Genomic DNA, 26483 nt, shown 5'->3' with positions numbered 1-26483 from the left:
TGTCTCATTTGTTGGCATTTTCCTACCAACGCTGCATAGTCAATCCCGGAGAGCCTAGTGATCGCCGTTATCGCCAGCCTATGGCAGATATTCACTAAAGCCGGTAAACCCGGCTGGGCTGCTTTGATACCTATTTACAATGTGTACGTCATGCTGCAAATCGTCGAAAAGCCCGCATGGTGGCTGGTGCTCTTTATTGTGCCCATTGTCAATATTGTCATGATCGTATTGCTACCATTCTGGCTAGCAGATAAATTCGGGAAAGGCCTCGGTTATGGCTTTGGGTTACTATTGTTACCCTACATTTTTTATCCGGTGCTGGGCTTTGGTGATGCCCGTTACCGAGGTACGCTGACAGACGGTAATTATTAGAAAGACTAGAAAGACCCCACTTAAACTGGGGTTCACTAAATTGGCTTCAAATAAACTCTTGAAGTTAACCCCATAAAAAAGCCCCTGCGCGATCATTCGTTCAGGGGCTTTTGGGTTTTGTAGAGTCATTTCAAAACAACTATGAAACAACTAAAAATACAAGTCCCCTTTTTCAAGGGGGATTTAGGGGGAGCGAATGTCTTGAACTCAACGAAAAAGACTATATATCCCTTTCGAATAAGAACTGATGCTTCCTTGGTAGGAGTCAGTTGTCCGTAAGTTGCGAAATCTATAGAAATCCCTTCTCCAAGGAAGGAAATGGATGACTTTAGAATTTATGCGCAAGAACCATAGCTCCGTTGAGCACGGGAGAAATGATACCTAAAACTGAGGGATGACCCTGAGTGTTGCTCTGTTTGCTCTGAGTTCTTTAGCTAGGGACAACGAGTTTATCAGCGCCTTTCACGATTTTTGCGGAGATGATTTTGTCCTGTTTTGTGAGTGCTTCAAGAACGTCTTTCCCTTCTGTGGTGTAGCCAAATACGGAGTAACGACCATCCATTAAGTTAAAGCCGGGAGGGGACAGCTCTGTATCGAACTTAAAGAAAAAGACCTGGGAAGAACCGCCATTAACGTCTTCTGTGGGGCGAGCTAGTGCTAATGCACCGTAGGCATTAAAGGGAAGATTGATTTCGGGGAGATAGATGCCTAGATCTTCGAGGGTAAAACCATAGGTTGCTTCGGTGTCGCCAGTTTGCATGATCTCCATGGGGATGGCGCGATATTCGTTAGTTTTGGGATCGATAAAGCCGACTTCGGGGCCGACGGGATCGCCTGTTTGGAGGATGTAGAGGTCTTCGGCACGGGTAAAGGGTAGACCGTCGTAGAAGCCGCGTTGGACGAGATCGGCAAAGTTGCCGGCGTTAATGGGGGCATTGTAGCCGTCAAGCACAATGGTGAGATTGCCTTGGGTTGTTTCCATTTCGACGGTGGCGCGACCGAGTAAGCGGGGGAGGTTGTCGTATTCGGCGGGAATGGTGATGGGATATTCGGCAATCATGTTTTCTTCGATGATGCCGACATCGTTCAGGATTTTACGACGCTTTGCCCAGATTGTTTCGCGGTCTTTTTCTTTGACGGCTTCGCGAATGACTTCAATGTCTTGCTCAATTTCGGTGAGGAGTGCTTCTGCTTCGGGGCGGAAGTCGGTAACTACGTCGGCGAGGATTGTATCTTTCCCGACGGTGAGTACACGGCTTGCTTTTTTTGCTGCGGAGGAGATGGGTCCCCAACGTTTAGCACGGAGATCTTTGTTGATGAATTCCATGCTGTCTTGCAGACGGCGAATTTGCTTGTTGTCGACGGGCAAGGCGTAGCGCAATATTGCTTCTGGGTCTGTGATTGCGTCTCCTTGGGCAAGGGCTGCAATGGTAAAGGTTTGACCCGGTAGTGCCCAGGTGTTTTGGGGGCTACTGAAACAGAGGGCGATCGCCAGCGCAACGGCGCATAAATAGTGAAATGGTTTGGTCATGGTGCTTGGAAAATATGGTTTCGTTTTGCGGCAGTCTTCTGATATATTCTTCGTTTCGCTCAGGGCTTGTCAATAAATTGTGATAAGTGGTGGTGTGATATGGCTGGATGAGGGGGCGATCGCCCGATCTTTTTGTGGTGAATTTTCAGACAAAAATGACTAGGCTTCTGGTCATGGATAAATTTTCTAGATAAAGACACCTATCACATAATTTTCATCAATACTTCATCATGATCGTTGATTTATCGGCAGAAATGAGGGGTCATTTCTTGGTAAAGCAGGCAAAATAGAGATGAGGTAAAAGTATTCAGTGCGTCACGATATTATCTGGGTTTTCTCTTAAGGAATAAGAAAAATGCGTATTAAATTTCTGAGTACAGACAACACGATTAAATTAGTGGTTTTCTTGGCCATTATGTTTGTTCTTGTGGGTGATATTTTTCTGCCAGAACCTCTAAAGAGTGCCAGCAAAAATACAAAGTCTGCGATTAACTCTGTGATTATTGGGGTTTTGCCATCTGAAAGGTTTGATGATCCCCATGAGCGTACTGAGAAAGCTGTGGAAGAGCTGGAGCAGAGAAATTAGGTAACGTGAGTTTTGCTTCAGCATACTCGGAAGTACGACGCGGTGAATGGGAGAGCGAGAGAGCGAGAGATGTTTCTATGCAAACAATCCTACTAACCTGAGTTTGGTTTAAGAAGGGTCTGGAATGACGACACAGCGAAAGGGAGAGCGAGAGATGGGGCGATTTTTCATTCAAACAATTGCAGCGGTCAAAAAAATACAAGTTTGAATGTTTTACACCCTCCCCGCGTCTCTCATTCCCCGTGTCTCCGTATCTCCGTATCTCCCTTTTTCTAAGGTATGCATGCTCAATCTTTAACCCGAACTGACATTACTAGCTTTCAAAAAATGCAAATTTTCGTTGCTTCTCCGTGTCTTTCCCTCTCCGTGTCTACTTTTCTCTAAGGAATTTTGGCTACATGCTTATCCATAACTGACGTTGGGTACTGACTCAAACTGACTTAATGTTGCTGATGGAACCGATTTTGATGAGGCTAGTTTAATGGCGGGAGGCGATCGCCTGTAGTCTTTACCCTTTTTTATCTTTACGGCGGACAGAAATAACATTTTGATTCCGTTTCACTTCAAAGAGATCGATCGCCTCAAATAAACTACTGAGTTTGTCATAGCCATAGTTACGGGCATCAAAGGATGCTTGGTTTTTGATGTGGCCGCCCACTAAACCGAGTTTTGCCCAGCCGTCTTCGTCTTGGGTATTGGCGATCGCCCCGCGCAATAAATTCATTAACTTTGTATCTTGTTTTAAAGCGTGACCAGATTTCGGTTGGCGGGTCTTATTTTGAGAGTCTTCTTCGTTGGGTTGATTAAGATTTTCGAGATACAAAAAAGTCGAACAAGCCGAGACAAAAGGCGAGGGCGTTTTCTTTTCGCCAAAGCCATAAACCTTTAAACCATTGGTCAAAATGCGCATTACCAAGGGCGTAAAGTCACAGTCGCTAGAGATGATGGCAAAAGCGTCTAAATTCTGCGTATAAAGCAAATCCATCGCGTCAATAATGAGCGCCGCATCTGTGGCATTTTTGCCCTTCGTGTAATCAAACTGCTGGATGGGCTGAATCGCATAGTCATGTAAACATTCTTCCCAAGGTCTGATGCTCGGATTTTTCCAATTACCATAGGCGCGCCGAATATTGGCCACCCCATACTTTGCAACTTCAGCAAGGATAACGTCGATTTTTGAAGCGGGAGCATTGTCCGCATCAATTAGGAGAGCAATGCGGGATTCTGCTTTAGGCATTGGCAGTATGAAAGCTTTTGTCGCAATAAAAAAGGTGAGGTCTGATGTGTCCCCCACCCTTTTGTTTTAGCTTATGTTTGTCTAACTGAGTGTTTCGATCAGTTGCTGTTTTGCGGTTGTGAGAGCTTCCGGTAGTTTGCTGGCATCGCGTCCCCCTGCTTGGGCAAGGTTGGGACGACCACCGCCACCACCGCCACAAAGTTTAGCAATGCCGCCGATAAATTTACCCGCTTGGAGTTTCTTGCCTTTGAAGATGCTTTCGCTAAAGGCAGCGACCAGAGAAACTTTTCCTTCTGCCGGAGTCGAAGCCAAAACTACCGCTGCATCACCGAGTTTTTGTTGGAGACGTTCTGCTGCCGTTTGTAGGGCTTTGGCATCAAGGTTACCCATATTTTCAACGAGTACTTTGAACTTACCAACGGTTTCTGCTTGACTAACCAAGGCTTCGGATTTGGCGATCGCCAGTTCAGCTTTCGCTTTTTCTAATTCCTTTTGGACACCGCGCAATTCTGCCTGAATATTATCGACACGCTCGGTGATTTCTTCGGGCTGCACTTTAAATTTATCGCTGAGGGTCTTAACCACTCGATCACGTACCTTGAGGTAATCTAATACCGATGCGCCGGCGATCGCCTCAATTCTGCGGATACCAGAAGAGATACCCGTTTCAGAGACAATCTTAAAGAGACCAATTTCAGCGGTATTGTTCACGTGAGTGCCGCCACACAGCTCCATGGAAACGCCGGGGAAATCTACAACGCGAACTTCTGCGCCATATTTTTCGCCGAACATGGCCACTGCACCTTTGGCCTTCGCATCGGCGATCGCCATGGTTTCCACTTGAGCATCATGGGCTTCGGAAATCCATGTATTAATTTGGTCTTCGATTTGCACGAGCTCGTCGGCAGTAATTGCCCGGGGACAATTAAAATCAAAACGCAAACGGTCAAAATCTACGAGCGAACCCGCTTGGGAAATAGAGTCGTCGACAAGATTTTTGAGAGCTGCCTGCAATAAATGCGTTGCGGTGTGATTCGCCTGAGCACGACGACGGCAAGCCCGATCAATGGTTGCGTTTACAGTATCGCCAATCGTTAGAGTACCGCGCTCAATTTTGCCGTAGTGGACAAAAAAGCCCGATTCTTTTTGCACATCATTGATGCGAACAACAAGATTGTCTCCCGAAAAATAGCCGCGATCGCCAATTTGACCACCAGATTCTGCGTAGAAAGGCGTTTGATTACAAATAAGCTGCACTTCAGAACCCACCTCTGCCGTTTCCACAGATTCACCATTCACCAACAAAGCCTCAATTTTGACTTGGGATTGCAGGTTTGTATAACCCAAAAATTCAGTGGGATGAATAGTTTCCGCAAGGGCATCAATACTGCCCTGAACCGTGAGGTCAATGGTTTTGTGGGCAGCTTTAGCACGCTCTTGCTGCTTGGTCATCTCTACGGCATAACCTTCTACATCAACCGTTAGGCCTTGCTCTTCCGCAATTTCTTGGGTCAACTCCAGCGGAAAACCGTAGGTATCAAACAAGGTGAATGCATCAACACCAGAGATTTGGCGATCGCCTTTCGCAATGATTTCCGCCAGTAGCTTTTCGCCCCGCGCCAAGGTCTTGAGGAAGTTATTTTCCTCCCGCTCCAGTTCTTGCTTAATAAAGCTTTCCCGCTGGCGGGTTTCGGGGTAGGGCGCTTCCAGCATTTGAATTGCCGTTTCAGCCACTTGATTAATGAACTGCCCATCGATGCCAATCAAACGACCATGACGCACCACTCGACGAATGAGACGACGCAAAATATAGCCACGATCTGTATTAGAAGCGGTAATACCATCCGCAATCATCTGCACCACTGACCGAACATGATCACCAATCACTTTGAGGGAAACCTTTGTTTTCTCGTCAGAGGTTTTGTACTCAATCCCTGCAATTTTTGCTGCCGTTTCAATAATCGGAAAAATCAGGTCAGTTTCGTAATTGTTTGGGACACGCTGGAGGATTTGTGCCATCCGCTCCAGACCCATGCCCGTATCAATATTTTGTTTCGCGAGGGGCGTTAAATTGCCTTCGGCATCGCGGTTGTATTGCATGAAGACGAGATTGTAATACTCGATAAACCGATCATCATCTTCGAGATCAATATCCTCATCACCCAGCTCCGGCTTAAAGTCGTAATACAGCTCAGAGCAGGGGCCACAGGGGCCAGTCACGCCGGATTTCCAGAAATTATCTGCTTCACCCATGCGGATAATGCGCTTCGGATTTACGCCGATTTCATCGCGCCAAATATCGAATGCCTCATCATCCTCCCGAAAGACACTAACCACAATATTTTTCGGGTCAAGCTTATAAATCTCTGTCGAGAGTTCCCATGCCCAGGCGATCGCCTGTTTTTTGAAATAGTCCCCAAAACTAAAATTCCCCAACATTTCAAAGAATGTATGGTGGCGGGCGGTGCGACCCACATTCTCGATGTCATTGGTGCGGATACATTTCTGGGATGTTGTAGCGCGGGGGGCGGGTGGTTCCTGCTGTCCGAGGAAAATCGGCTTAAAAGGCAACATGCCGGCGATCGTTAACAGCACCGTTGGATCTTCCGGCACAAGGGAGGCACTAGGAAGAATAGGGTGTTGCCGCTCATGGAAGAAGTTGAGAAATTTCGACCGGATTTCACTTCCGCTCAGGACAGGAGGCACACTAGACATGGGTTTACAGAGAAAATTTTCGCTTTACAAACTTTACTGCATCTATTGTGACATTCCGTAGAACTTATGGAGAAGGAAGGGTGGCGATCGCTAAGATGTTGTATATGATGCTTAATGGCTAAAGTTACAGTAACTCATCAAATACTATCTATCGGCGAATGACTAAGTTATGGGGTACTGAAGAGAGTCATCAATATAAAGCTAAAACAAAAATAAACCTTGGTATGTTAATCAAATACTTTCAACAATCATGAATCAAGCAAAAAAATATTCAAGCTTAATGCGCCGTTATAAAGAGCAGCCCAACGATACAATTTTTGCTCATTTTGGCTATGACGGTCGCGATGGAGAAACGTGGGAAGCTCCCTACGAAAAGCTGGCTTCACTCGCAAAAGAGGAGAATTGGAATTTTCAACGTGCAGAGTTTCGACGAGCTAATCAGCAATTCCCAATATTAATTGGTTATTTAAATCACACTTTTTTGAGACTTCAAGATCAAAATAAAATTGTATATTCTGAAGATGGTGACCGTGCTTGTTTCAACACTGGAATTCAGACACCAAACGAAAAAGATATTTTTGCAACGTTTTTTCGTAACAAAAAAGCTCAACAGCGAGATCAACCTGATTGGACACACTTCGGATTTTTTGACTCATATTCTGATCGATTAACTGACTTTCGACCACTACCCCCAATTGCTACATACATTGAAGATGCATCTTCACTTGTTTTTGATACTAATTGCAAGATTGAAGTCAATTACGATCACTTATTTAATGATAATAAAGATAGATTACCTGAAGTTCTTAGAGATAATCAAACTTTAGCAATTTCGGCAATACAAGGATCTATCGAATTGCTCAAAGAAAAAATTATTCGGAACTATAAACTGGCAATTCCCCACTGGTATCGAAATCAAATTCAACTCTTACTACCGCTGAATATCACAAATGATCAAGAGGCAGATTTAGCTCTTGTTGCCGAGAAGGATACATCAGGCAATATTTACCGAATCAAAACGGTTCTCACGATGGATATGGCTTATATGGATGCACGTTTAATTACCCGTCCAGATCGTGACTGGCTCAATCCTTAGTGATTAGTAAGTTAGTTTTTGTAGGGTGCGTTAATGAAATGTAACGCACCTTTTGTCTGTTGGATGTTGATGCGTTACGCTTCGCTAACACATTCTACAGAGCTGTAGATTTCGTAGGGAAAGATGGGGCGATTTTAAAATATTTCTTGCTCACTTATTCTCAGAACACAGTTTTGGAGGGGCGCTAATTTAGTTTGGATAATACTCCAGATAATTTTAGGATTCACTTTGAAATAAGTGTGAGCAATGATGTCCCTCAACCCCGCAATCTTCTGCCATTCAATTTCTGGATATTTTGTACGGATTGAGTCAGGTATTTGTTTTGTGGCTTCACCAATAATCTGTAAATTGTGGGCAATTGCATCTAGAGTGCGTTCATCATCACATAACTCTTCATAGCTCAATCCCTCAGCATAACTTTGAATTTTTGCGATGCTGGTCAGAATATCCGTGAGATAAAGCGAAAGACTACGCGACATAAATAGCCTGCTGAAGAATAGAGTCTTTAAGTTGAGGTTTCAGGTCTTCTTTAATAACTAAATCAACCTTTCGTTGAAATAGATTCTCTAGAAAAAACTTTAAATCCATATAGAGGTCGAAGGTCAACTCTGCTTCAAACTCCACCAAAAAATCTAAATCACTTTCCGTATCTGCTTCATCACGCGCAACAGAACCAAACAAAGCTAAATGTTTAACTCCCATTTGCTGAATACTATCTAAACGCTGCACCAAGGTATTCAACACAAAATCTCGTTTCAATACATTCGCTTCTGTCATTGTGTCATTCACTGTGAGAGCTAAGACATTTTAGCCTTGATTAATGTGAGTTTTGCTTAAGCATGCTCGGAAATAGGACGCGGTGCATGGGAGAGCGAGGGATAGGGAGATGTTGCTATGTAACCAATCCTACTAGCTTTCAAAAAATGCAAATTTTTGTTCCTTCCCCGTGTCTTTCCCTCTGCGTGTCTCTTTTTCTCTAGAGAATTTTGGCTACATGCTTATCCATAACTGACGTTTGATTAAATTCACTGGCGTATTTAGGGAGATTATGAGAGGCGATCGCCCCTTCTTTTACTCTTCAGAATTTAGCCAAAATCTTTTGCTTTTAATTTTGAGACAGTATCTTCAACCCAAAGCAAAATATCTTGTTCGTACAGTAGGGATGATTGCATGATTAGATTTTGCGACGGAATATCGTTGTGCTTCTATTTTGGCATCCAGTGAACTTGATGGAGAAAGACAGGGGCGATCGCCCCTTAGACTAAATTCCCGTGGACGAACTCTCTGGTGTTTAAAAAATAAATAATTATTTCTGAGCTTCTTACTTCCGTTGTCATAATTAGAGCATCGCTGTGGAAATCATCTACCATCCATTGATTGCTTTATGTCATCCTCTTCAAAATCTGCTAACAAAGAAGTCCTTCTGTCGCGCTATGGGCAATGTTCACAGCTAGAGCAACAGATCACCAATGTGATGGCAGTAATCTACAGTCTCACCAACCGCACTAATATTGTGAACTGTCTAAAAAAGCTAGGGATCAAGACAGAGGCTGGGGTGACTTTTAGTGAGAGTAATCTAGCTCCCTATGTGAAGAGGCTCCAAGCAAAGCAGTTAATGGTGGGAGAGCGCGGCAAAGGCTCTCGGTGTAATCCGCTGATTGCAGAAGATATCGCGGTGAGGTTATGGGAAAAAGGGGAGTTTGGGGCGATCGCCGAAGCAATTACTAAAGTCTTTAATCTCAAATCAGACGAGAAAAATCAAAAAGTCTTTTTTCGGGATTTTGATGACTTACTGCGGGCTGTCCGGATTGCGTTGTATCAAAATGATGGGGAGCTGTTGAATCGCTACATTACCGAATACAACAATCCTAAACAATTCAGCTTTAATAAGCTTGAACCAAGCAGTTTACGTGAGGTAATTGGAGTAATTGAGCGACATTGGGAAACGCCGGATTTATTAAAAGAGATCGCACCGAGTGTTTCTGAGCTGTTTCTGATCGAGGTAGTGAGTTGGTCGGTGGCAAATTTAGAGGATTGTTCTCAAGAGCTAGAAGAGTTAGAAAGATTAGTGCGGCTGGATGATGATGCCCTTGATTTTTCAAAGCTTGTCCTGATCGAGCAATATCTGCTGCGGGGACGTTTGGATGACGCGAAAGTTCTCTTGACCCAAACCCTCAATCCTTTTGATATGCAGGTGATGTTGCAGGGTTGGCTTTGTTTTATTACTGGAAAAATAGATGAAAGCGTTGATTATTACAATGAGTCTCTAAAATTGCTCAAAAAGCGACTAGGGCGGCGTAAGGATGTCTTTTTTGTGGGTGCGCCGGGCGTATTTTTTGTGTTGGCGCTATTGCAACAGGGTTCGGCGAAATCGTTAAAGCAAGCGGCTCAAATTAGTGAATTAATGCAGGGGCGATTTCATTGGTTGCAGTTGGCTTACTGGGGATTGTTTCATCTAACGCGGTTACAACAGGCTGATCTTGCTTCTCGACAGGCGATCGCCACTATTGAAGTAGACATCGGTGATTATCCTCTCCAAAATTTGCTACTGGCTTTTTGTCTCATTCACGGCGATCGCCAAGGATTAAAACAAAAGAAAAATCAACTCACTACTGTTCTCAAAGACATTGAAAAACGGGCGAGTAGAAACGGCTATAACTGGGTTGCATCCGTTGCGATGGATCTCCTTGTGGAGCTCAATAAAGAGTTCGTCCCAGATATTGCTGCTATCTACCGTAAGCAAGCGGAAAAACTACGAGGAGATAAATGGCAAAGCTGGCAAAATTTTTTAGAAACGAAAGAAACTTGGGAACTGAGTTTAACGGCGCTGGCAAATTTAGGAGGTAAAGGAGCGGGTCATCAGCAAACGGCAGATAAGCGATTGATTTGGCTACTGGAAGTTTCTCCGCGTTGGTTTGATCTTGAAGTGCGTGAACAGAAACGCAAAGCCAATGGTCAATGGAGTAAAGGACGGGCGATCGCCACCCGCCGTTTAGATGAGGAATTAGAGAGTTTTGATTACTTTACCGAACAGGATCGCCGCATTTGTCGCCACCTCCATAGCTATCGGATGTACAACGGTTATGGTTCCGATATTCGCTACAAATGGAATCGCAGCGCCATCTTAGATTTGGTAGAACATCCCCATGTTTACCTCCTAGATAATCCCAAGGTGCGGGTGGAAATCAAAAAAGGGGAAGTGCAACTGCGTATTGCCGAAATTTCTGAGCAGCAACTAGCTCTCTCCCTCGATCCTGCCCTTGACCTAGATCTCGAAGATAGTGAAATTTTGGTCTACCGAGAAACACCGACGCGACTGCGGGCCTATGAAATTACGCCGGAACATCAAAAAATTGCGTCAATTTTAGGGACTAAAAATCAACTTACTGTGCCCGTCAGCGCCAAGGAGCAAGTACTCGAAGCAATTAATGGGATCGCAAATTTATTGACCATCCAGTCGGATATCGGTGGCGGCAATATCGATGCGCGAGAAGTGGAAGCCCAGAGCACGCCCCATGTGCATTTGTTGCCCCTCAATGAGGGTTTAAAAGCTGCGATTTTGGTGTGTCCCTTTGGGGAGGAAGGCCCCTACTATCATCCGGGAAAAGGTGGCGAGTTAGTCGTGGCGGAGGTTGCGGGGGAGCGATTACAAACGCGGCGGGATTTTGAGGAAGAGGCTGGCTTGGCGTTTGATATTTTGCAGGAATGTCCAATTTTGCTCGATGCGACACGGGAGGCAGGAGAATTTCTTATCGAAGATCCGGAAACTTGTTTAGAGCTTTTAGCACAACTCCATCAAATGGGCGATCGCCTCATTGTGCAGTGGCCACAGGGAGAAAAATTCCGCATTACCCATTACGCTAGTGCGGGAAATTTTCAGGCGCGCATCAGTCAGCAAAAAGACTGGTTCGCCATGGAAGGAGAACTAAAACTAGGGGAAAATCAGATAATCGATATGCAGCATCTGTTGCAATTACTGGAAAAAACACCGGGGCGCTTTATTCAACTAGATGAAGGAAAATTTCTGGCTCTTACGGAAGAATTTCGCCGTCGCCTCGATGATCTACGGGCTTTCTCAGACAGCCAAGGGAAAACCACGCGCATCCATCCCCTTGCCGCCTTTGCCCTTGAGGACTTTACCGATGAAATCCAACTGGACGGCGATCGCCACTGGCAAAAGCACATCAAAAAAATCCGTTCCCTCGGTGACGCGAAAGCAGAAGTGCCCTCTACCCTCCAAGCGGAATTGCGGGATTACCAAGTGGAAGGTTTTCAATGGTTAATGCGTCTGGCCCACTGGGGTATGGGAGCCTGTCTCGCCGATGATATGGGTCTCGGTAAAACCCTCCAAGGCTTAACTGCCATCCTTGCCCGTGCCCCCAAGGGAGCGAGTTTGGTCATTGCCCCCACTTCCGTTTGTATGAATTGGCTCTCGGAAGCGGAAACCTTTGCCCCCACCCTAAAACCTATTGCCTTCGGGGGCGGCGATCGCCAAGCAGTGTTAGACAATGTGCAGCCCTTTGATTTGGTGGTTTGTAGCTATGGCTTGTTGCAACAGGACGATGTGGCGAAAATGTTGGCGGAAGTGAAGTGGCAAACCATTATCTTCGACGAAGCCCAAGCGATAAAAAATGGCGCAACAAAACGCTCTAAAGCAGCGATGAAACTGCAAGGCGATTTTAAAATTATTACCACTGGCACACCCATCGAAAACCATCTGGGCGAATTATGGAATCTATTCCGATTTATCAATCCCGGTTTACTCGGTTCCCAACAAAGTTTTAACGAACGCTTTGCCAATGCCATCGAAGCGAACCATGACAAAGCCACCAAACAACGGTTGCAACGATTACTTAGACCCTTTATTTTGCGGCGCACCAAAACCCAAGTTTTAACAGAGCTGCCCTCCCGCACTGAAATCACTTTGTCCGTGGATCTCAACCAAGACGAAATGGCGATGTATGAAGCCCTCCGGCGGGAAGCGGTGAATAAATTAACAGACAGTGATGCCCAAGCAGGAGCAAAACATTTGCAGGTATTGGCGGAAATTATGCGATTGCGGCGGATGTGTTGTAGTCCCCGTCTCGTAATGCCAGATACTAATTTGACGGGTTCCAAACTGACGTTATTTGGCGAAACCCTAGAGGAACTCCTCAGCAATAACCATAAGGCATTAGTCTTTAGTCAATTTGTGGATCATCTGACGATCCTGCGGGAATACCTCGACGAGAAAAAGATTCATTACCAATATCTCGATGGCAGTACTCCCCAGAAAAAACGTAAACAGGCGGTAGATGCCTTCCAAGCAGGAGAAGGGGATGTGTTTCTTATTAGCCTCAAAGCAGGCGGAACAGGCTTAAATTTAACTGCCGCAGATTATGTGATTCATATGGATCCGTGGTGGAATCCGGCCGTGGAAGATCAGGCCAGCGATCGCGCCCACCGCATGGGACAACAACGTCCCGTCACCATTTATCGACTCGTTGCAAAAAATACCATCGAAGAAAAAATTGTGGCACTACATAAATACAAGCGAGATTTAGCCGATAGTCTCCTTGAAGGAACCGATGCTGGCGGCAAGATGTCCACCGATGAATTAATTGGTTTATTACGTGATGTCTAAAAGGAAAATAGGACGGCGATCGTCAATAAGAGTAACGTCAGTTATGGATAAGAATGTAGCCAAAATTCTTTACAGAAAAGGAGACATGGAGAGGGAGAGACACGGGGAAGCAACGAAAATTTGCATTTTTTGAAAGCGAGGATTGTTTGCATAGAAACATCTCCCGATCTCTCGCTCTCCCATTCACCGCGTCGTACTTCCGAGCATGCTTAAGCAAAACTCACGTTAAGAGTACATAAAGAATTTCACACAGATTTCTTCTGCGATAATCGCCATTGATGTTGACAAATAAATGAGACTAATCTGATGAATGATGACCAACTAACTAAAAGCATTCAGTCAATGGGGATGGGATGCTTTGTCAAATATTTTGAAGCATTCAGTGATCTTTCAAAAAGTAACCAAGATTTGGTAGAAGCCTTGATGAAAATTGAAGGATATACAGAAAATGGATCAAGAACTAGAGTTTCTAGGGCTCGCCAAATCATTGACAAGAATTTTGCTATGGATGCTTTAAAAATAATTATAGAAAGCAAGAAAACAGAACCATGGATACGAGCAAAAGCCCAGTATTTGATCGAAAAAACTTAAACTTTATAAGTCGAGATTTTGTAGGGTGCGTTAATGAAATGTAACGCGCCTTTTTTATGTTATGGGCTATCAATGCGTTACGCTTCGCTAACACATTCTACGGAGCTTGTAGATCTCATGGAGAGAATGGGCGGCGATCTGGTAAATCTACAATGTCCAAGGATTTAAAATCGAGACAGCAGTACCGAGAAAATCCTTTTCATTACGGGTGACAAGGGTTAAAGAATGTTGAAGACAAACCGCTGCAATTAGCGAATCTATCACAGGTAGCCTCCGCCCTTCTTTTTCTAATTTGGCAATGAGTTCTCCCCAATACAACATGGTTAAACGGTCAATCTCTAAAATCCTATTGGCAAAACGTTGGGGTAAAGACTAATTTAACCAGATTGTAAGGTCATCGCGGCGAGCAGACGGTGGTAATTTATGGATACCCTTCGTAATTTCACCAAAGGTTATAACACTCAAATACAGTTCTGACTCTAGCTGAGTATCAATCCAAGTCACAACGCCTTGATTCGGCTGTTTGGATATAAGTTCAGAAATGATACAAGTATCAAGGAGATAGCTCATAGCTCGAAACGATCGCCGTAACCAGATTTATCCCGACTAATATCTAGCTCCTGTTCAGCACAATATACCGCCAAAGGTGAAGTTTGGAAGAATGTAGATAACGAACTTTGAGCTTTTTGGTTTTGTTGCCACAATTGAAAAAATTGCTCCAAAGATTCCTCCGAAGCTTGCTCAATTTCTTGAATTAATCGCTCTTTTAGGGTCATTGCAGTTCAAGGAAATACTATACTCATGGTAATTCATTGGATCAGTTATGAGAGCTCGTTAATCTCATGGAAAGAGTGGGGCGATCGCCTCTAATTGAGCAACTGATGTACTGATACTTGAATATTAGGAAAAGCAATTGGAGAAATTGTGCCTTCTACAAAAGATTTTTCTATTTTGTAAATGCCATTTTGTAAGTCTTTGAAAACAATTAATTGGTGATTTTGTAAATTAATGACCCAATATTCTTGAATGCCAGCTTCTGCATAGATGTCTTTCTTTTCGGTTAAGTCTTTTGTAAGCGTTGTCTGGGAACATTCAATTAACCAAAAAATATTTTCTGGATAGGGATGGTGCTCTAAATATTCTCGTCCTAAAGGTTGAACTACTGCAATGTCTGGTTCTGGCTCAGAGTTATTCGGCAATGTAACCGGATGAGCTTCACTCACTAAAGCGCGATCGCCCAACAAACTTTGTAAATAGTGGCCAATACTGCGAGTGTAATAAGCATGGAGTTCTCGCTCCGGTGCCATAACAACTAAATTTCCCCGTAACAGTTCAACCGATTCATCTGTGAATAACCCCGCATCAATCGCTTGATGGTAGTTGGCTATTGTCCATTTGTAGGTTGCCAGAGTCATAGAACATATCGTCTCTGTGGTTGCTTTGATTATAACTAGCCAGTGGAGGGCGATCGCCTTTTTCTATTTCCTGTGAATGATTCAGTTTGACTGCTGCAAGTCAGTATTCATCGCAAACATTTTTCATTGCTGCTTTAAAAGTTTGATTTTAGGAAGCTTGACAGTCGGTAAAAGTACTAGTCTGAAAAAATAGAGCTTCAATATCTTTGGCGGGTAAAGGTCTAGAAAATAGATAACCTTGTCCGAGTTGGCAGCCTAATTGTTGTAAATATGCTAGTTGATCTTCTGTCTCAATTCCTTCTGCAACGGTGGTTAATCCCAGTTGATTACTAAGAGTAATAATTGTTTCAACTACTCTGTAGTTCCGATTTTCCGATTGCATTTGACTCACAAAAGATTGATCGATTTTGAGATTATTTACCGGGAAACGATGGAGATAATTTAAAGATGAGTAGCCTGTGCCAAAGTCGTCGATGCTAATTTGAATGTCCCTTGCGGCCAGTTGAGTGAGTAAATGAATGGTTTGGTCAATATCTGTCACCAACATACTTTCTGTAATTTCTAACGTAAGGGCACAACCGGGTAGTTTTGTTTTTTGTAAGATATTATCTACATCTTGAAGTAAGGTTGTTGTTCGTAAATCCTGGGCTGATAAATTGACACCGACTTTGAGGGCGGCGGCACAAGGAAAGGTTTGTCGCCAATATTTAATTTGCTGACATGCTTGTTCTAAAACCCAGCGGTCAAGGTCGACAATAAAGCCAATTTCTTCGGCGATCGGGATAAATTCTTGGGGCGAAATTAACCCTCGATGGGGATGGTGCCAACGGACTAGGGCTTCAAATCCGACAAGTTGATTGCGGGACATATCCATAATCGGTTGGTAATAAACCATGAATTCTTGTTGGTTAATGGCTTGGCGCAAATCTGCTTCTATGGTTAAGCGTCTGAGTGCCTGGGCGTGCATTTCGGTATCGAAAAATTTGTAGGAATTGTTGGCTTGGCTTTTGGCTCGATACATGGCAATATCTGCATCTCGAATGAGTTCGCCGGCTTGTTTGTAGTCTTGGTTGCCTAGGGCGATGCCGATACTCATGCCTGTAAAAAATTTTATGTTCGTTAATGGTTAAGGGTGTCTGACAATCTGCTAACATGCGCTCGACAATATGGATAACATCGTCGATATGGTGAAAATCTTCTAATAGGATGAGGAATTCGTCGCCGCCTAAACGGGCAACGAGGTCTGTTTTGCGGAGGTGGGTCTTTAATTTTTTGGCGATCGCCACCAAGAGTTGATCCCCGACTGTATGACCTAAGCTGTCATTGATGACTTTAAAGCGGTCTAGATCGAGGAAAAGTACAGCATAGTTGTATTTGTTAAGGCGTTGGGCGCGCTGAATGGCTAAGGCTAATCGTTCTAATAGCAGCGTGCGGTTGGGTAATTTGGTGAGGGGATCATGGAGGGCATTGTGGGTAATTAAGGCTTGGGCTTGTTTTAGTTCGCTGATGTCGCGGCACACTGAAATTAATAAATTATCGTCAGTGAGGGTGAGAGATAGTCCCTGGGCAAAGGTTGAACCGTCTTTGCGGGTGGCGATCGCCTCCCCTTGCCACGCTCGTTTCTTTTGGAGCATCGGTATGACCTGTGTTTCAAGCCGGGCCATTTCCTCCGTAGAGTAGAGGGAGCGCCAACTTTTACCAATTAGTTCTGCTGCGTCGGCATAGCCAAATAACTCTAGGTAAGCTTGATTGACGTAGAGATATTGACCATTCTGGAGAATACTAATGCCATCAATCGCTGCTTCGATAGCTTCGAGTTGTCTTTTGTTTGCGGCATTGGCTCGTAGACGTTCGACTTCCACTGAGGCACGGGCGGCAAAGACCTGCAAAATTTGCTCTGCTCGGTGGGGCGCTAGAATTTTATCCTGATGCAAAATACAGAGATCTCCGATTGACTCACCATTGGAGTCTTTTAGGGCAATGCCTAAATAGCTATCGGCTCCCATGGCGACCAAATCGTGATCTTTCGGAAAGCGTTGTTGAACGGAATGTTCACAGTAGAATTGCCCGCGCTGTAAGGTCAGTTCGCAAGGGGTGTGTACTGGATTGTAGATAAGATTCGGTTGTAATTCGCCATTCGCCCAAAATGCTAAGGTTTTTAGTTTTTCGTCTGTGTACTCAGAAACAATGGCATAGGAGACATCGAGAGCCGTCGCAATGTGGCGGGTCAAGGCGGGGAAAAAGTCTTCTCCAGTGCTGGCGGCAGTCCCACGGATCAGGTTTTGTAGGGCATTTTCGGCTTGTTTGCGCTCACTCACATCTCGATAAACTTGGATCTGTAAGCCTTCGTCTGTCATTGTCCAAGAAATTTCGCCTGTAAAGGTTGAACCGTCTTTGCGGGTGGCGATCGCCTCCCCTTGCCAAGCCTGTTCCCGTGCCAAGTGTGGTAATACCTCTGTTTCCATGCGCTCTACTTCTGCTGGGGAATGGAGATCCCGCCAAGATTGACCCATTAACTCGTCGGCGTTGTCATAGCCAAATAAAGAAAGATGAGCTTGATTGGCATAGACATAAATGCCATCCCTTAAAAGACTGATCCCATCAACGGCTGCTTCCATGGCTGCTAACTGTTGTTTGATGGTACTTTCGGCCTGTTGTCGCTCTAACTCTGTGGCGGCGCGGGCGGCAAAAACTTGTAGTACTTGTTTCGCCCAGCCTGGATTGGCGATCGTCTGTTTATGGAGAATATAAAGATGACCAATTTCTTGATCCTGCCTATTCACCAAAGCAATACCGAGATAACTTTCTGCCTCAAGTTTGACTAAATCCCCATCAAGGGGAAAATACTGCTGGACATTCTGATTACAAAAAAATTCTCGCTGTCGAAAAACATGCTCACAGGGCGTATGGGCGAGGGCATATTTATAGGTGGGCATTAACTGACCATCTGCCCAAAATGCCAAGGTTGTGAGCGTATCGCCAACTTTTTCCGTGACAATGGCATGGGCAACACCTAAAGCCTCAGCAATGTTTTGTACTAATGCCGAAAAAAAATCTTGGCCAGTCATGGCCGTACCCGCGACCAAATTTTGTAGCGCCAGCTCAGAGTTGCGTCGCTCTGTAATGTCTAGGGCGGTGCCGATTAAACGCTGGACTTGACCTTGATGGTTGTACTCAACTTCCCCCCGACATTCATGGTGACTGATGCTGCCATCGGGTCGCACAAAACTGTATTCAATCGTGTAAGGTTCCCCTGTGGTTAAGGCGCGGCTGACAAACTGTTGTAGATTTTGGCTGGTTTCCTCTGGGAGCATTTGGAGAAATTCTGCATAGGACGGCGCAGTGGTTTGCCCGGTTAAGCCGTATATACGGAACATTTCCGGTGACCAGGTAACAGTTTGAGTCGGTACATCGAAATTCCAGTTACCGATATGGGCGACCTGTTGTATTTTTAAAAATTGTGCTTCTCTCTGGCGCTGTTGCTCTTCTAGGTGGTGGCGCTCGATGGCAATGACGGCAAGGTTAGTGAGTTGAGTGACGATTTCTATTTCATGGTCTTGGGGCGATCGCCGTGTTTTGTAGTAGAGAGCGAAAGCCCCTAAAACATGATTATGACTACCTAAGATTGGCATTGACCAACAAGCATATAGGCCATTGCCCGTGGCGATATTTTTATAGTCTGAAGTGAGGGAAGAAGCCGCAATATCCGGGAGAATGACCCGTTTGCACCTTAAAATTGCTCTGGTGCAAGGAGATGCATTGTCTTGGAGGGGGTCGTGATCAATTGTTTTGTAGTAGTCTTTGTAAGCTTCTGGTAGGTGAGGCGCTGAACTGTGGCGGAGCTTATTGCTGGGCTGTTGTAGTAGGACGACGGAGCAGATGGTTTGATCGAGGGTGGCTTCGATGGCGTTAACTAATTTTTTTAGGATATCCGCTAAGGGTTCTCCCTTGGCAATTTGAGCAAGGAGCTCGTTTTGAATCTTGAGTTGATTTACTCTAGGCTCCAAGTTTCTCATGCTCGTTAGGAAACTCCGTCAATTTGACCTGTTTAACACTATTATTGCGGAGAATGATAGGTAAAGTGACCGCCGATTCTCGTAAATACCGGATTAATTGTTAGCTTTAGGGATATTTTTCCTCTCTAATGGGGCGATCGCCTACGCCATATCTCTAACGTTTTTTGCCATGGCATTGCTTAAACTTTTTGCCACTATGACACCAGCAGGGTTCGTTCTTTTTCGGTTGAATCGGCGATAACATTTCGCCTTCAGTGTAAAACCATTTGCCGTTTTCTTTAATGAATTGCGATCGCTCATGGAGTTGGGCAACCTGATGACCTTCTTGATAAACGGCAACAAATTCAACTACTCCGGTGTCATTTTTTGCTTGTCCTGCTGCTGTACTAACAACAGTCAACCCTATCCATTTGACATTATTGGCTGTCGCGGTAATTAATTTTCGGCTATTGGGTTCGCGGCGGTTTGGATGCTCGGTGTTAAAAAGATAATCGATATTTTTAAGGCAATAGGCTGTGTACCGTGATCGCATTAATTTTTCAGCCGTGGGGGCGGCCAATTGTCCTTGGAGATAAACGCCACAACATTGACTTAATAGATCTCCGCTACCGCAGGGGCAGGGCTTAGATAAAGGTAAATTTCCGGAAATCAGCACGCCACAATTCTCGATTTGATTGTGAGTATTTTAGGACGAAACGTAATCAGAGAGGCGATCGCCTCTAAAAACTAATTAACCCAATTTTTTTAGAAGGAATTGAAATATTTACATAAACAACTTCCCCAACAAAAATCCCCATAACATTTTCAAAGAGTAGAAAGGCGATCGCCTACTTCCTAAATTTGAGTGGATTGAGTATTGCTCTTTAACCATTGTGATAGTTTTTCAATCTCTGTTGTTTGGGAGTCTTGACTAGCAGCAAGTTCAGAAAAAACTTTTATAACATCATCATTAATTGCATTTAATTCATAGCCATTGATCACTAGAAATGTGTACACAGCGATGAGGCCAACTTGTATATTTCCTTCTATGAAACAGTGATTTTTCACGAAGCCATAGCCATAAACCGCAGCTAGCTCAAAAATATCTGAATCATCTGAGTAGTAAAAAACATTTTTTGCTTTATTTAAACTCGAAGCAATCAAGCCAACATCGAGAATGCCTGATTTTCCACCGGAAACAGAAATAATCTCTTTGTGAATGCCATAAATATCTGCGGCATTGAGCCAAACGGGTTCCTTCATTTCGCCAACTCGATTAATGCCTCTTGATACTTGCGGATACCGCGTTGGGCGATCGCCATTTTTTGCTCAAAATCTAAATCAGCATCAGAAGAGCGTTCATATTTTTTCAGTAATGCCTCTAGTGCCATCACAGAGAGTTCATCCAAAGATACTCCTAGAGTTTTGGCTAAAACGTTTGCTTTTTCTGCTAATTCATCAGGAATTGAAAGGGTTGTAGTCATAAGAGTCTTTGCTATGGAATATTTTTAATGTCACTCAGGGCGATCGCCCCTCTCCTCAACACAGAGCGTATCCAGAATATTGCCGAAATAGTGGTGTATGAAAACCGATGACAATATCTTCTTTTGGAACACCTTTATCCACAAGTTCTTGTGCAAAATCTATTTCAGTATTATTTTCTTGCAACCAAATTTTACCGTCTTTAATATCGAAATGAACGGAGCAACCATAAACCCGTTTTTTGCCATCCCAGCCCACTCCTAAAATCTGGTAATGATCTCGTTCTTCATCAAGCCAAAGTTGGACTTCAATCTCTCCATTGGACGGCTTATATTGAGAGTACTCAGTGAGAATATCTTTGATAATTTGACGGTATAAATCTAGCCTATCCATTTCAAAATTTCCTCCTCATCAGTACTGTAAACAATAAGGTTTAGATTGTGCTGCTCAATAACCATTTTTATAAATTCTTTTTTGAAAAACTTTTCATAGGCTATATCGGGAACAGCAAGATATAGTTTTCGGTTTTCTTCTGATTTTTCAAGAGCGAAGCGATAATTGACATATTGACCTAGAGCTAAATGAAAATCAGCCATTGCAGAAGGATTTAGAAAGCTTTTAATTTCAACTGCTATTTTTTCGCCATTACGTTCTGCTGAAACTAATTTTTCTAAGCCTAAATCAACATATAGCTGAGTATCTCCAACTTTAACCATTAAAGGATCATCGGTGATTGTCCAGCCATCATTTTCTAGGGCTTTTTTAACGAGATCATGAAATAAATCTTTTGCCATTATTTTGTGTGATGAGTTGGCGAGATTTACTCCCTCATTTTAAAGGAGATCGAAAAAAACAGATACCCCGAAAGATATCTGCATTAAGTCTAGTTTTTGTTTTTAAAGGTCACCGTTGGCGATCGCCTGAATGATTTTAGGCATGGAAGGATCGAAGCCACCCAAATCCCAAGAATGAGGATCTTTAGGATCGACCAAACTTAATTGATAAGGAGCTAGCGTCACATAAACCGCTATCCTCTCGCCATTTCGTTCTGCACCAACCAATCTCTCAATCCCCAAGTCGATAAAAAACTCGACCCCTCCAGCTTTCACGGCAAGAGGATCATCAGTAATTGTCCAGCCATCTTTCTCTAAGGCTTTTTTTACGAGGTCATGGAATAAATCTTAAATCTTTTGCCATTGCTTTGAGGAATGATCTGGCAGGATACACTCTCCTATTTTAAATAAGACTCCAAGAAAAACAGATACCCCGAAGGATATCTACATTGAAGTTGAGTTTTTAGAGATCACCGTTGGCGATCGCCGAGCTATCGTTATCATGGAGATAGCCTTTATCCTTGCGTGAAAAGTAATGGTTGCAAGTCCAGTCAAACCAAAAGCGTACCGACCACTTGGAGAACAGCGCGTTATCTTCAACGGATTGAGCTGGGCTGATTACCTCAAAATTTTTAATGCTTTACCTCAACGCCGCAATTCCCGTCTTACTTTCGATGGCACAAACTTAGAAATCACAATGCCTTTAGAAGATCACGAGTTTGCCCTGCGCCTTATCGAACGATTTATCCTCATTCTTGTCTTTGAACTGGGTATGAAGATGAAAACAATGGGTTCAACCACTATGAATCGGGAAGATTTACAAAAAGGCTCTGAACCAGATTGTGCATATTACATTCAAAATCAACCCAAAGTTGCTGGGCGAAATGTCGATTTTGAAAAAGATCCACCACCAGATTTAGTTGTTGAAGTAGATATTACTAATACCGATATCGATAAGAATCAGCTCTACGCAGCGATGGGTGTTCCTGAGTTTTGGCGCTACAACGGAGAAATTTTAAGTATTTACCAGCTAGTAGAAGAGAAATATCAAGAATGTGAAATCAGCCCGACTTTTCCCACTATCCAAAAAGAAGATTTATATCACTTTCTCGCTGAAGCTCAACAAGATGAAATTCAAGCAGAACAAAATTTACGTAACTTTTTACGGAAATAAGTATTCAGTTTTTTCCTAAAGTCTGTTTATAAATTGGCAGGCATTCCCCAAGGATATAAAGCTTTTAACTCTTCACGATTGTATCTGACTGATTCGTTCCATTCTTCTGCAGTCCAGCCAAGATAGTGACCTGCCTTTTTGTTGAAGTAGCTAAAATCGTGACCATCAAAAGCATCATTCACGACTTTTTCCAGACCAGTTTCAGCAAAAGCACCAAGCAACATAATAGCTTTTACATTTTTATTCTCAACAGCCTCACAAAGAATTAGCTTTGTAAAGTCACGAATGCTAATTGTCTTGGCAATGCTGAGGATATTCTCGCCATCGTCTACTTGAACCCAAATAAAGCGACCATCAAATTTATTTTGTTTTTTGAGATGGGCTATTTTTTGAGCCGTTTTTTGCTCGAAGAAAAACTCTTCTGACTGGTCTAAAATCAAACCAACAGTTTCAATCCCAATTCGCTTCTCTCCGCTAGATATCATGTAAGCATCAATATAAGCATCTGGAGAGAGAGACCTCACAGGAATTTTGCTAAAAAGAGCTTTTGCCGTATTGCTATTCATTATTTAACTGAGTTGGAAATTTGATTATCACACCACATCTAGTGTAGTTCAAAAAAACTAAATTGAGTCGAGATCGCCGATTAGCTTCTCCAAAGAAAAGCAGATACCCCGAAGGATATCTGCATTGAAGTTGAGTTTTAAAGATCACCGTTGGCGATCGCCTGAATGATGCGAGGCATGGAAGGATCGAAGCCACCCAAATCCCAAGAATTAGGATCTTTGGGATCTACCAAACTTAATTTGTAGGGAGCTAGCGTCACATAAACCGCTTTCACATCGGGGTTTACCTTGCGGCGATATTTCTCCAAAGCTTGGCTTGGCTGAGTTCCCGCCCAAGATTCGCAGTCCGTCCAGAAGCAAATCACATCTGCCCAAAATTTATGCTTAATCGCCCACTTGTAGGCACAGGAGGCATCTGTTCCACCAAAATTTTGATTGGTGGTTTTCTCCATCGCAGATTGGAAGCTATCGGAAGCCATGATACCTAAATCCTTGAAGGAAGTAGAGAAACCACGAATCGCATAGTTCTTTTCTGCTTTTGCGCTCACCAATGCCATTACTGTCGCAATTTCAGCACAGGTCAAATTCACTGAACTCACGTTGTAATAGGACATAGAGCCAGATACATCCACCGCGTGTAAAAAGGTTTTGCCTGTAGCAGGAATTGTCTCGAAGGACATCTCAAGAGCTTTTTCAAGAATGTCCACAATGCGCGGAATGACATTCCATGTTTTCTTACTGCGACCCAACTTACCGCCAGATTGATAGGTTTTTAACGCCTTCAGCACATCGATAGGATGGATGCGACCCTTACGGAGGCGATTTCTGTCATTCAATACAGAAGCCACATACTTCAACTGTTTGTTGTAGTGAGCGCGCAGCACACCGATTTCAGTCAGGGAACCAAGGTTACGCAATAACGCCCCAATCGGCATATCCTGCATCAAGAGTTTCCATGCACCTTCATCCATTTCACCAATAGGTGCAACCATTTCATGGGTTAAACGACCTGCGGCGATCGCCACTTTGGTTTGGCTAGGATTACGCTTCAGCCACTCATACCACCAGATTTGCTCTAGGGATTTTGCGGGAGCTTCTTTTGGCAAAACATCCCAACCTTTCACCACCCAGTTATAGAGGGCTTGATGCTCGACGGTGGCAGGCTTCACGTGAAATAAACGCAACACATCGCGATTCGTGAAACCATGACGCTGTTGGTATTTCAGCAATTGATACGCAAGGGCTTTCACATTGGTGTTACTCAACCAAGCCGTACCGCATTCGCGTACCACTTTACCGAAACCACGCAAGGCCTTCGAGTAACTCAACCACTCATAAAAATGACTACCAGTACGAATTACCTTAGGGAAAATCTCGATGAAAGCACGCTTTGCATCAGGGGAATCACCCATAGATAAGAGCGTTAATGCGTAGATAGGTGCACTGTTATTGATCGCGTGACCATCACTGGCATAGGCAATTTCCTTGGCAACGCGAGCAGGATCTGCTGCCACACATTGATTTACAACTTGGGTAAATTCGCCTGTCAATTCGTGCTTATCGGCATAGAAAGTGCTTTGGGCAGTACCGATCAGCAAACAACGCTTTAACATTGTCCACATACCAGGGTCAAAATGATAACCACCAGAACGACCTTTCACCATTTCAGCTTTTCGTCCGGCGATCGGCTGAGACTGAGGGGTTTGCTTGCGGGAAGTGAAAAATTTATATGACATAACAACTCCGTCCCTTGCGGGATAAATCAGTGAACAGGTATCAGTGAACAGTTATCAGTGAACAGTTATCAGTGAACAGGTATCGGGTATCAGAGGTGAACTGATTGGATATTTGTAATCTGATGTCTGATGTCTCTAAATTTGGTGGACGGGGGGAGACTTGAACTCCCGTCCGGTAACCCTTAATTCTTCGACCTTTGCAGGTGAGTAAATAAATTAAGGAAAGGTAATTACTGCTCTACCAACTGAGCTACCCGCCCTTATCAGGTATTAGTGACCAGTAGGATTTTGATGACTGTTAACTGATAACTGATAACTGTTAACTGATAACTGTTAACTGATAACTGAATTTGGTGAACGGAAGGGGATTCGAACCCCCATCTCCCGCGTTGAAGGCGATAACCTTAGATTCTTCGACCTTTTCAGGTAAGTTGTGAACAAAGGAAGTGTTGGTGTTTTGCCATTAAACTATCCGCTCTTGGACAGGTATCAGTGAACAGTGATCAGGTATCAGGAATTGGTTACTTGATATCTGAAATCTGATGTCTGATATCTGTTGTGGGTGTAGTAGAGGAGGAATCGAACCTCCAATTCTCGTCCCGTTCGATGTCTTTAATTTACGGGCACTATTTACCCCTATTCCAATCGTGGGGCGATCGCCGAAAACTCTTTCTATATAAGCAATTTGAAATGAGGGTAATGATTTGAGTTGCGGTCTCCCCCTAACTTTGTAGAGATTTGGGGGAGATTACCATCAAACAAACTAAACTTAGTCTATGAACTTAGTCTAATTACACTATAGAAACCGTAAATATCCATCAAGCAAAAACGAATGAAACCATAGATTCATCTAGCTAGATTCGCTATATGTAGAGTTTGATTTTTGCGCTTCTTGAATAATTTTTAGACCACCGCGAAATACGATCGCCGCAATAATTAGACCAATGATCAAGTCTGGGTAGCGACTGTCCAATAGCAACACGAGAACACCCGACAGAATTACACCGATATTGGCAATGACATCATTCGCTGAAAAGATTGCCGATGCTCGCATATGCACTTCGCCGTTTTTGTGTTTAGAAATGAGGGTGAGACAAATAGAGTTGGCAATGAGAGCCAGACAACCCACGGCAATTATCCATAGGCTTAAAGGTTCGCTACCAAAGATAAACCGTCGAATCGCTTCAAAGATCACAAAAAAGGCAAGGACTGACTGCACAATACCGCTAAATTTCGCTGCTCGGCGTTTAAGAATATTGCTTCTGCCGATAGCGTAGAGGCTGATGGAATACACGCAAGCGTCAGCCAACATGTCTAAGGAATCGGCAATTAAACCTGTAGATTCGGCGACGAGACCGAGTATCAGCTCGAAGACAAACATGAAGGCATTAATCCCAAGGACAATCAGCAGTGTTTGACGTTCTTTTGCATTTCTCGCTTCTATTGCGCAACCACAGTCTGACACCACAATCTCCTGATTTTCTTTGACCCCTCAACAAAGTAGCATTTACGGATTTACGCTTATCTAGAA

At 43.8% G+C, this 26483-nt stretch carries 23 protein-coding genes, 2 tRNA genes and 4 pseudogenes; 6 read left to right on the top strand and 23 right to left on the bottom strand.

Features of this window, described 5'->3' with window-relative positions:
• Window positions 1–57: 57 nt before the first annotated feature.
• Window positions 58–372, top strand: a complete 315-nt coding sequence (locus tag NIES208_RS13830) for a DUF5684 domain-containing protein (protein WP_225875315.1) — start codon at window positions 58–60, stop codon at window positions 370–372.
• Window positions 373–802: 430 nt separating this feature from the next.
• Here the strand turns inward: NIES208_RS13830 and NIES208_RS13825 are convergent, their stop codons facing one another.
• On the bottom strand, window positions 803–1903 hold the full coding sequence (locus NIES208_RS13825) for a peptidylprolyl isomerase (protein WP_075893571.1): 1101 nt from the start codon (window positions 1901–1903) through the stop codon (window positions 803–805).
• 355 nt (window positions 1904–2258) lie between these two features.
• Between NIES208_RS13825 and NIES208_RS13820 the strand changes: the two genes are divergently transcribed.
• Window positions 2259–2489 carry a hypothetical protein gene (locus tag NIES208_RS13820; protein ID WP_075893570.1) on the top strand — a complete coding sequence of 77 codons (231 nt, stop codon included), beginning with the start codon at window positions 2259–2261 and terminating at the stop codon, window positions 2487–2489.
• 508 nt (window positions 2490–2997) lie between these two features.
• Here NIES208_RS13820 and NIES208_RS13815 read toward each other — a convergent pair.
• Window positions 2998–3726, bottom strand: coding sequence for an NYN domain-containing protein (locus tag NIES208_RS13815; RefSeq protein ID WP_075893575.1), 729 nt, complete (start codon window positions 3724–3726; stop codon window positions 2998–3000).
• Window positions 3727–3807: 81 nt separating this feature from the next.
• A complete protein-coding gene (gene alaS, locus NIES208_RS13810) occupies window positions 3808–6441 on the bottom strand; it encodes an alanine--tRNA ligase (RefSeq protein WP_075893569.1) in 2634 nt (877 codons plus the stop codon).
• 250 nt (window positions 6442–6691) lie between these two features.
• Between alaS and NIES208_RS13805 the strand changes: the two genes are divergently transcribed.
• The gene (locus NIES208_RS13805; protein WP_075893568.1) at window positions 6692–7537 is read left to right on the top strand and encodes a DUF3825 domain-containing protein; all 846 of its coding nucleotides are present in this window, start codon (window positions 6692–6694) and stop codon (window positions 7535–7537) included.
• Window positions 7538–7671: 134 nt separating this feature from the next.
• Here the strand turns inward: NIES208_RS13805 and NIES208_RS13800 are convergent, their stop codons facing one another.
• Together NIES208_RS13800 and NIES208_RS13795 are read right to left on the bottom strand one after the other, a co-directional pair.
• Window positions 7672–8016 carry a HepT-like ribonuclease domain-containing protein gene (locus NIES208_RS13800; RefSeq protein ID WP_075893567.1) on the bottom strand — a complete coding sequence of 115 codons (345 nt, stop codon included), beginning with the start codon at window positions 8014–8016 and terminating at the stop codon, window positions 7672–7674.
• On the bottom strand, window positions 8006–8314 hold the full coding sequence (locus NIES208_RS13795; protein WP_075893566.1) for a nucleotidyltransferase family protein: 309 nt from the start codon (window positions 8312–8314) through the stop codon (window positions 8006–8008). The genes NIES208_RS13800 and NIES208_RS13795 overlap by 11 nt, the downstream gene beginning before the upstream one ends.
• A 607-nt stretch (window positions 8315–8921) precedes the next feature.
• On the opposite strand from NIES208_RS13795, the gene NIES208_RS13790 reads away from it, so the two are divergent.
• Complete coding sequence (locus NIES208_RS13790) at window positions 8922–13160, top strand: DEAD/DEAH box helicase (RefSeq protein WP_075893565.1); 4239 nt, start codon at window positions 8922–8924, stop codon at window positions 13158–13160.
• Window positions 13161–13466: 306 nt separating this feature from the next.
• Window positions 13467–13751: a hypothetical protein gene (locus NIES208_RS13785; protein ID WP_075893564.1), complete on the top strand. Its 285-nt coding sequence runs from the start codon at window positions 13467–13469 to the stop codon at window positions 13749–13751.
• A 147-nt stretch (window positions 13752–13898) separates the two neighbouring features.
• On the opposite strand, the pseudogene NIES208_RS19405 reads toward NIES208_RS13785, so the two are convergent.
• The 13 genes and pseudogenes from NIES208_RS19405 to NIES208_RS19705 form a co-directional block, all read right to left on the bottom strand.
• Window positions 13899–14321 (bottom strand): annotated as a pseudogene (locus NIES208_RS19405) (PIN domain-containing protein).
• On the bottom strand, window positions 14318–14527 hold the full coding sequence (locus NIES208_RS13775; protein WP_075893563.1) for a hypothetical protein: 210 nt from the start codon (window positions 14525–14527) through the stop codon (window positions 14318–14320). Before NIES208_RS13775 ends, NIES208_RS19405 begins: the two are co-directional and overlap by 4 nt.
• A gap of 90 nt (window positions 14528–14617) precedes the next feature.
• Complete coding sequence (locus tag NIES208_RS13770; protein ID WP_075893562.1) at window positions 14618–15166, bottom strand: Uma2 family endonuclease; 549 nt, start codon at window positions 15164–15166, stop codon at window positions 14618–14620.
• 148 nt (window positions 15167–15314) lie between these two features.
• Entirely contained in the window at window positions 15315–16133 is an 819-nt protein-coding gene (locus NIES208_RS18680) for a putative bifunctional diguanylate cyclase/phosphodiesterase (RefSeq protein WP_171971775.1), read from the bottom strand.
• 81 nt (window positions 16134–16214) lie between these two features.
• Window positions 16215–16262 (bottom strand): annotated as a pseudogene (locus NIES208_RS19935) (hypothetical protein); the annotation flags it as partial.
• 31 nt (window positions 16263–16293) lie between these two features.
• Window positions 16294–19182, bottom strand: a pseudogene (locus tag NIES208_RS18675) (PAS domain S-box protein); the annotation flags it as partial.
• Between the two features lie 154 nt (window positions 19183–19336).
• Complete coding sequence (locus NIES208_RS13755) at window positions 19337–19837, bottom strand: YchJ family protein (RefSeq protein ID WP_075893559.1); 501 nt, start codon at window positions 19835–19837, stop codon at window positions 19337–19339.
• Window positions 19838–20016: 179 nt separating this feature from the next.
• Window positions 20017–20424, bottom strand: coding sequence for a type II toxin-antitoxin system death-on-curing family toxin (locus NIES208_RS13750; RefSeq protein WP_075893558.1), 408 nt, complete (start codon window positions 20422–20424; stop codon window positions 20017–20019).
• Window positions 20421–20645, bottom strand: a complete 225-nt coding sequence (locus tag NIES208_RS13745; RefSeq protein WP_075893557.1) for a histidine kinase — start codon at window positions 20643–20645, stop codon at window positions 20421–20423. Before NIES208_RS13745 ends, NIES208_RS13750 begins: the two co-directional genes overlap by 4 nt.
• 55 nt (window positions 20646–20700) lie before the next feature.
• Window positions 20701–21036 (bottom strand): XisI protein, encoded by a 336-nt coding sequence (locus tag NIES208_RS13740; RefSeq protein WP_075893556.1) that lies wholly within the window; start codon window positions 21034–21036, stop codon window positions 20701–20703.
• The gene (locus NIES208_RS13735; RefSeq protein WP_411974256.1) at window positions 21024–21437 is read right to left on the bottom strand and encodes an element excision factor XisH family protein; all 414 of its coding nucleotides are present in this window, start codon (window positions 21435–21437) and stop codon (window positions 21024–21026) included. Before NIES208_RS13735 ends, NIES208_RS13740 begins: the two co-directional genes overlap by 13 nt.
• Window positions 21438–21539: 102 nt before the next feature.
• Window positions 21540–21662: a hypothetical protein gene (locus NIES208_RS19710; protein WP_282956471.1), complete on the bottom strand. Its 123-nt coding sequence runs from the start codon at window positions 21660–21662 to the stop codon at window positions 21540–21542.
• A gap of 9 nt (window positions 21663–21671) precedes the next feature.
• Window positions 21672–21812 (bottom strand): annotated as a pseudogene (locus NIES208_RS19705) (element excision factor XisH family protein); the annotation flags it as partial.
• 199 nt (window positions 21813–22011) lie between these two features.
• On the opposite strand from NIES208_RS19705, the gene NIES208_RS13725 reads away from it, so the two are divergent.
• Window positions 22012–22650, top strand: coding sequence for a Uma2 family endonuclease (locus NIES208_RS13725; protein ID WP_075893554.1), 639 nt, complete (start codon window positions 22012–22014; stop codon window positions 22648–22650).
• A 26-nt stretch (window positions 22651–22676) separates the two neighbouring features.
• Here NIES208_RS13725 and NIES208_RS13720 read toward each other — a convergent pair whose 3' ends face one another.
• The 5 genes from NIES208_RS13720 to NIES208_RS13710 form a co-directional block, all read right to left on the bottom strand.
• On the bottom strand, window positions 22677–23216 hold the full coding sequence (locus NIES208_RS13720; RefSeq protein ID WP_084176640.1) for a hypothetical protein: 540 nt from the start codon (window positions 23214–23216) through the stop codon (window positions 22677–22679).
• Window positions 23217–23353: 137 nt separating this feature from the next.
• Complete coding sequence (locus tag NIES208_RS13715; protein WP_075893553.1) at window positions 23354–24952, bottom strand: TROVE domain-containing protein; 1599 nt, start codon at window positions 24950–24952, stop codon at window positions 23354–23356.
• A 142-nt stretch (window positions 24953–25094) separates the two neighbouring features.
• A tRNA-OTHER gene (locus NIES208_RS19055) sits at window positions 25095–25212 on the bottom strand.
• Window positions 25213–25303: 91 nt separating this feature from the next.
• Window positions 25304–25430: transfer RNA gene (locus NIES208_RS19050), tRNA-OTHER, on the bottom strand.
• Between the two features lie 372 nt (window positions 25431–25802).
• Window positions 25803–26420 (bottom strand): cation efflux transmembrane domain-containing protein, encoded by a 618-nt coding sequence (locus tag NIES208_RS13710; protein ID WP_216349410.1) that lies wholly within the window; start codon window positions 26418–26420, stop codon window positions 25803–25805.
• Window positions 26421–26483: the final 63 nt, after the last annotated feature.

It is taken from the genome of [Limnothrix rosea] IAM M-220, from assembly GCF_001904615.1.
GTDB lineage: Bacteria > Cyanobacteriota > Cyanobacteriia > Cyanobacteriales > MRBY01 > MRBY01.
The sequence above is the reverse complement of the archived record's forward strand: the minus strand, read 5'-3'. Positions and strand labels throughout refer to the sequence as shown.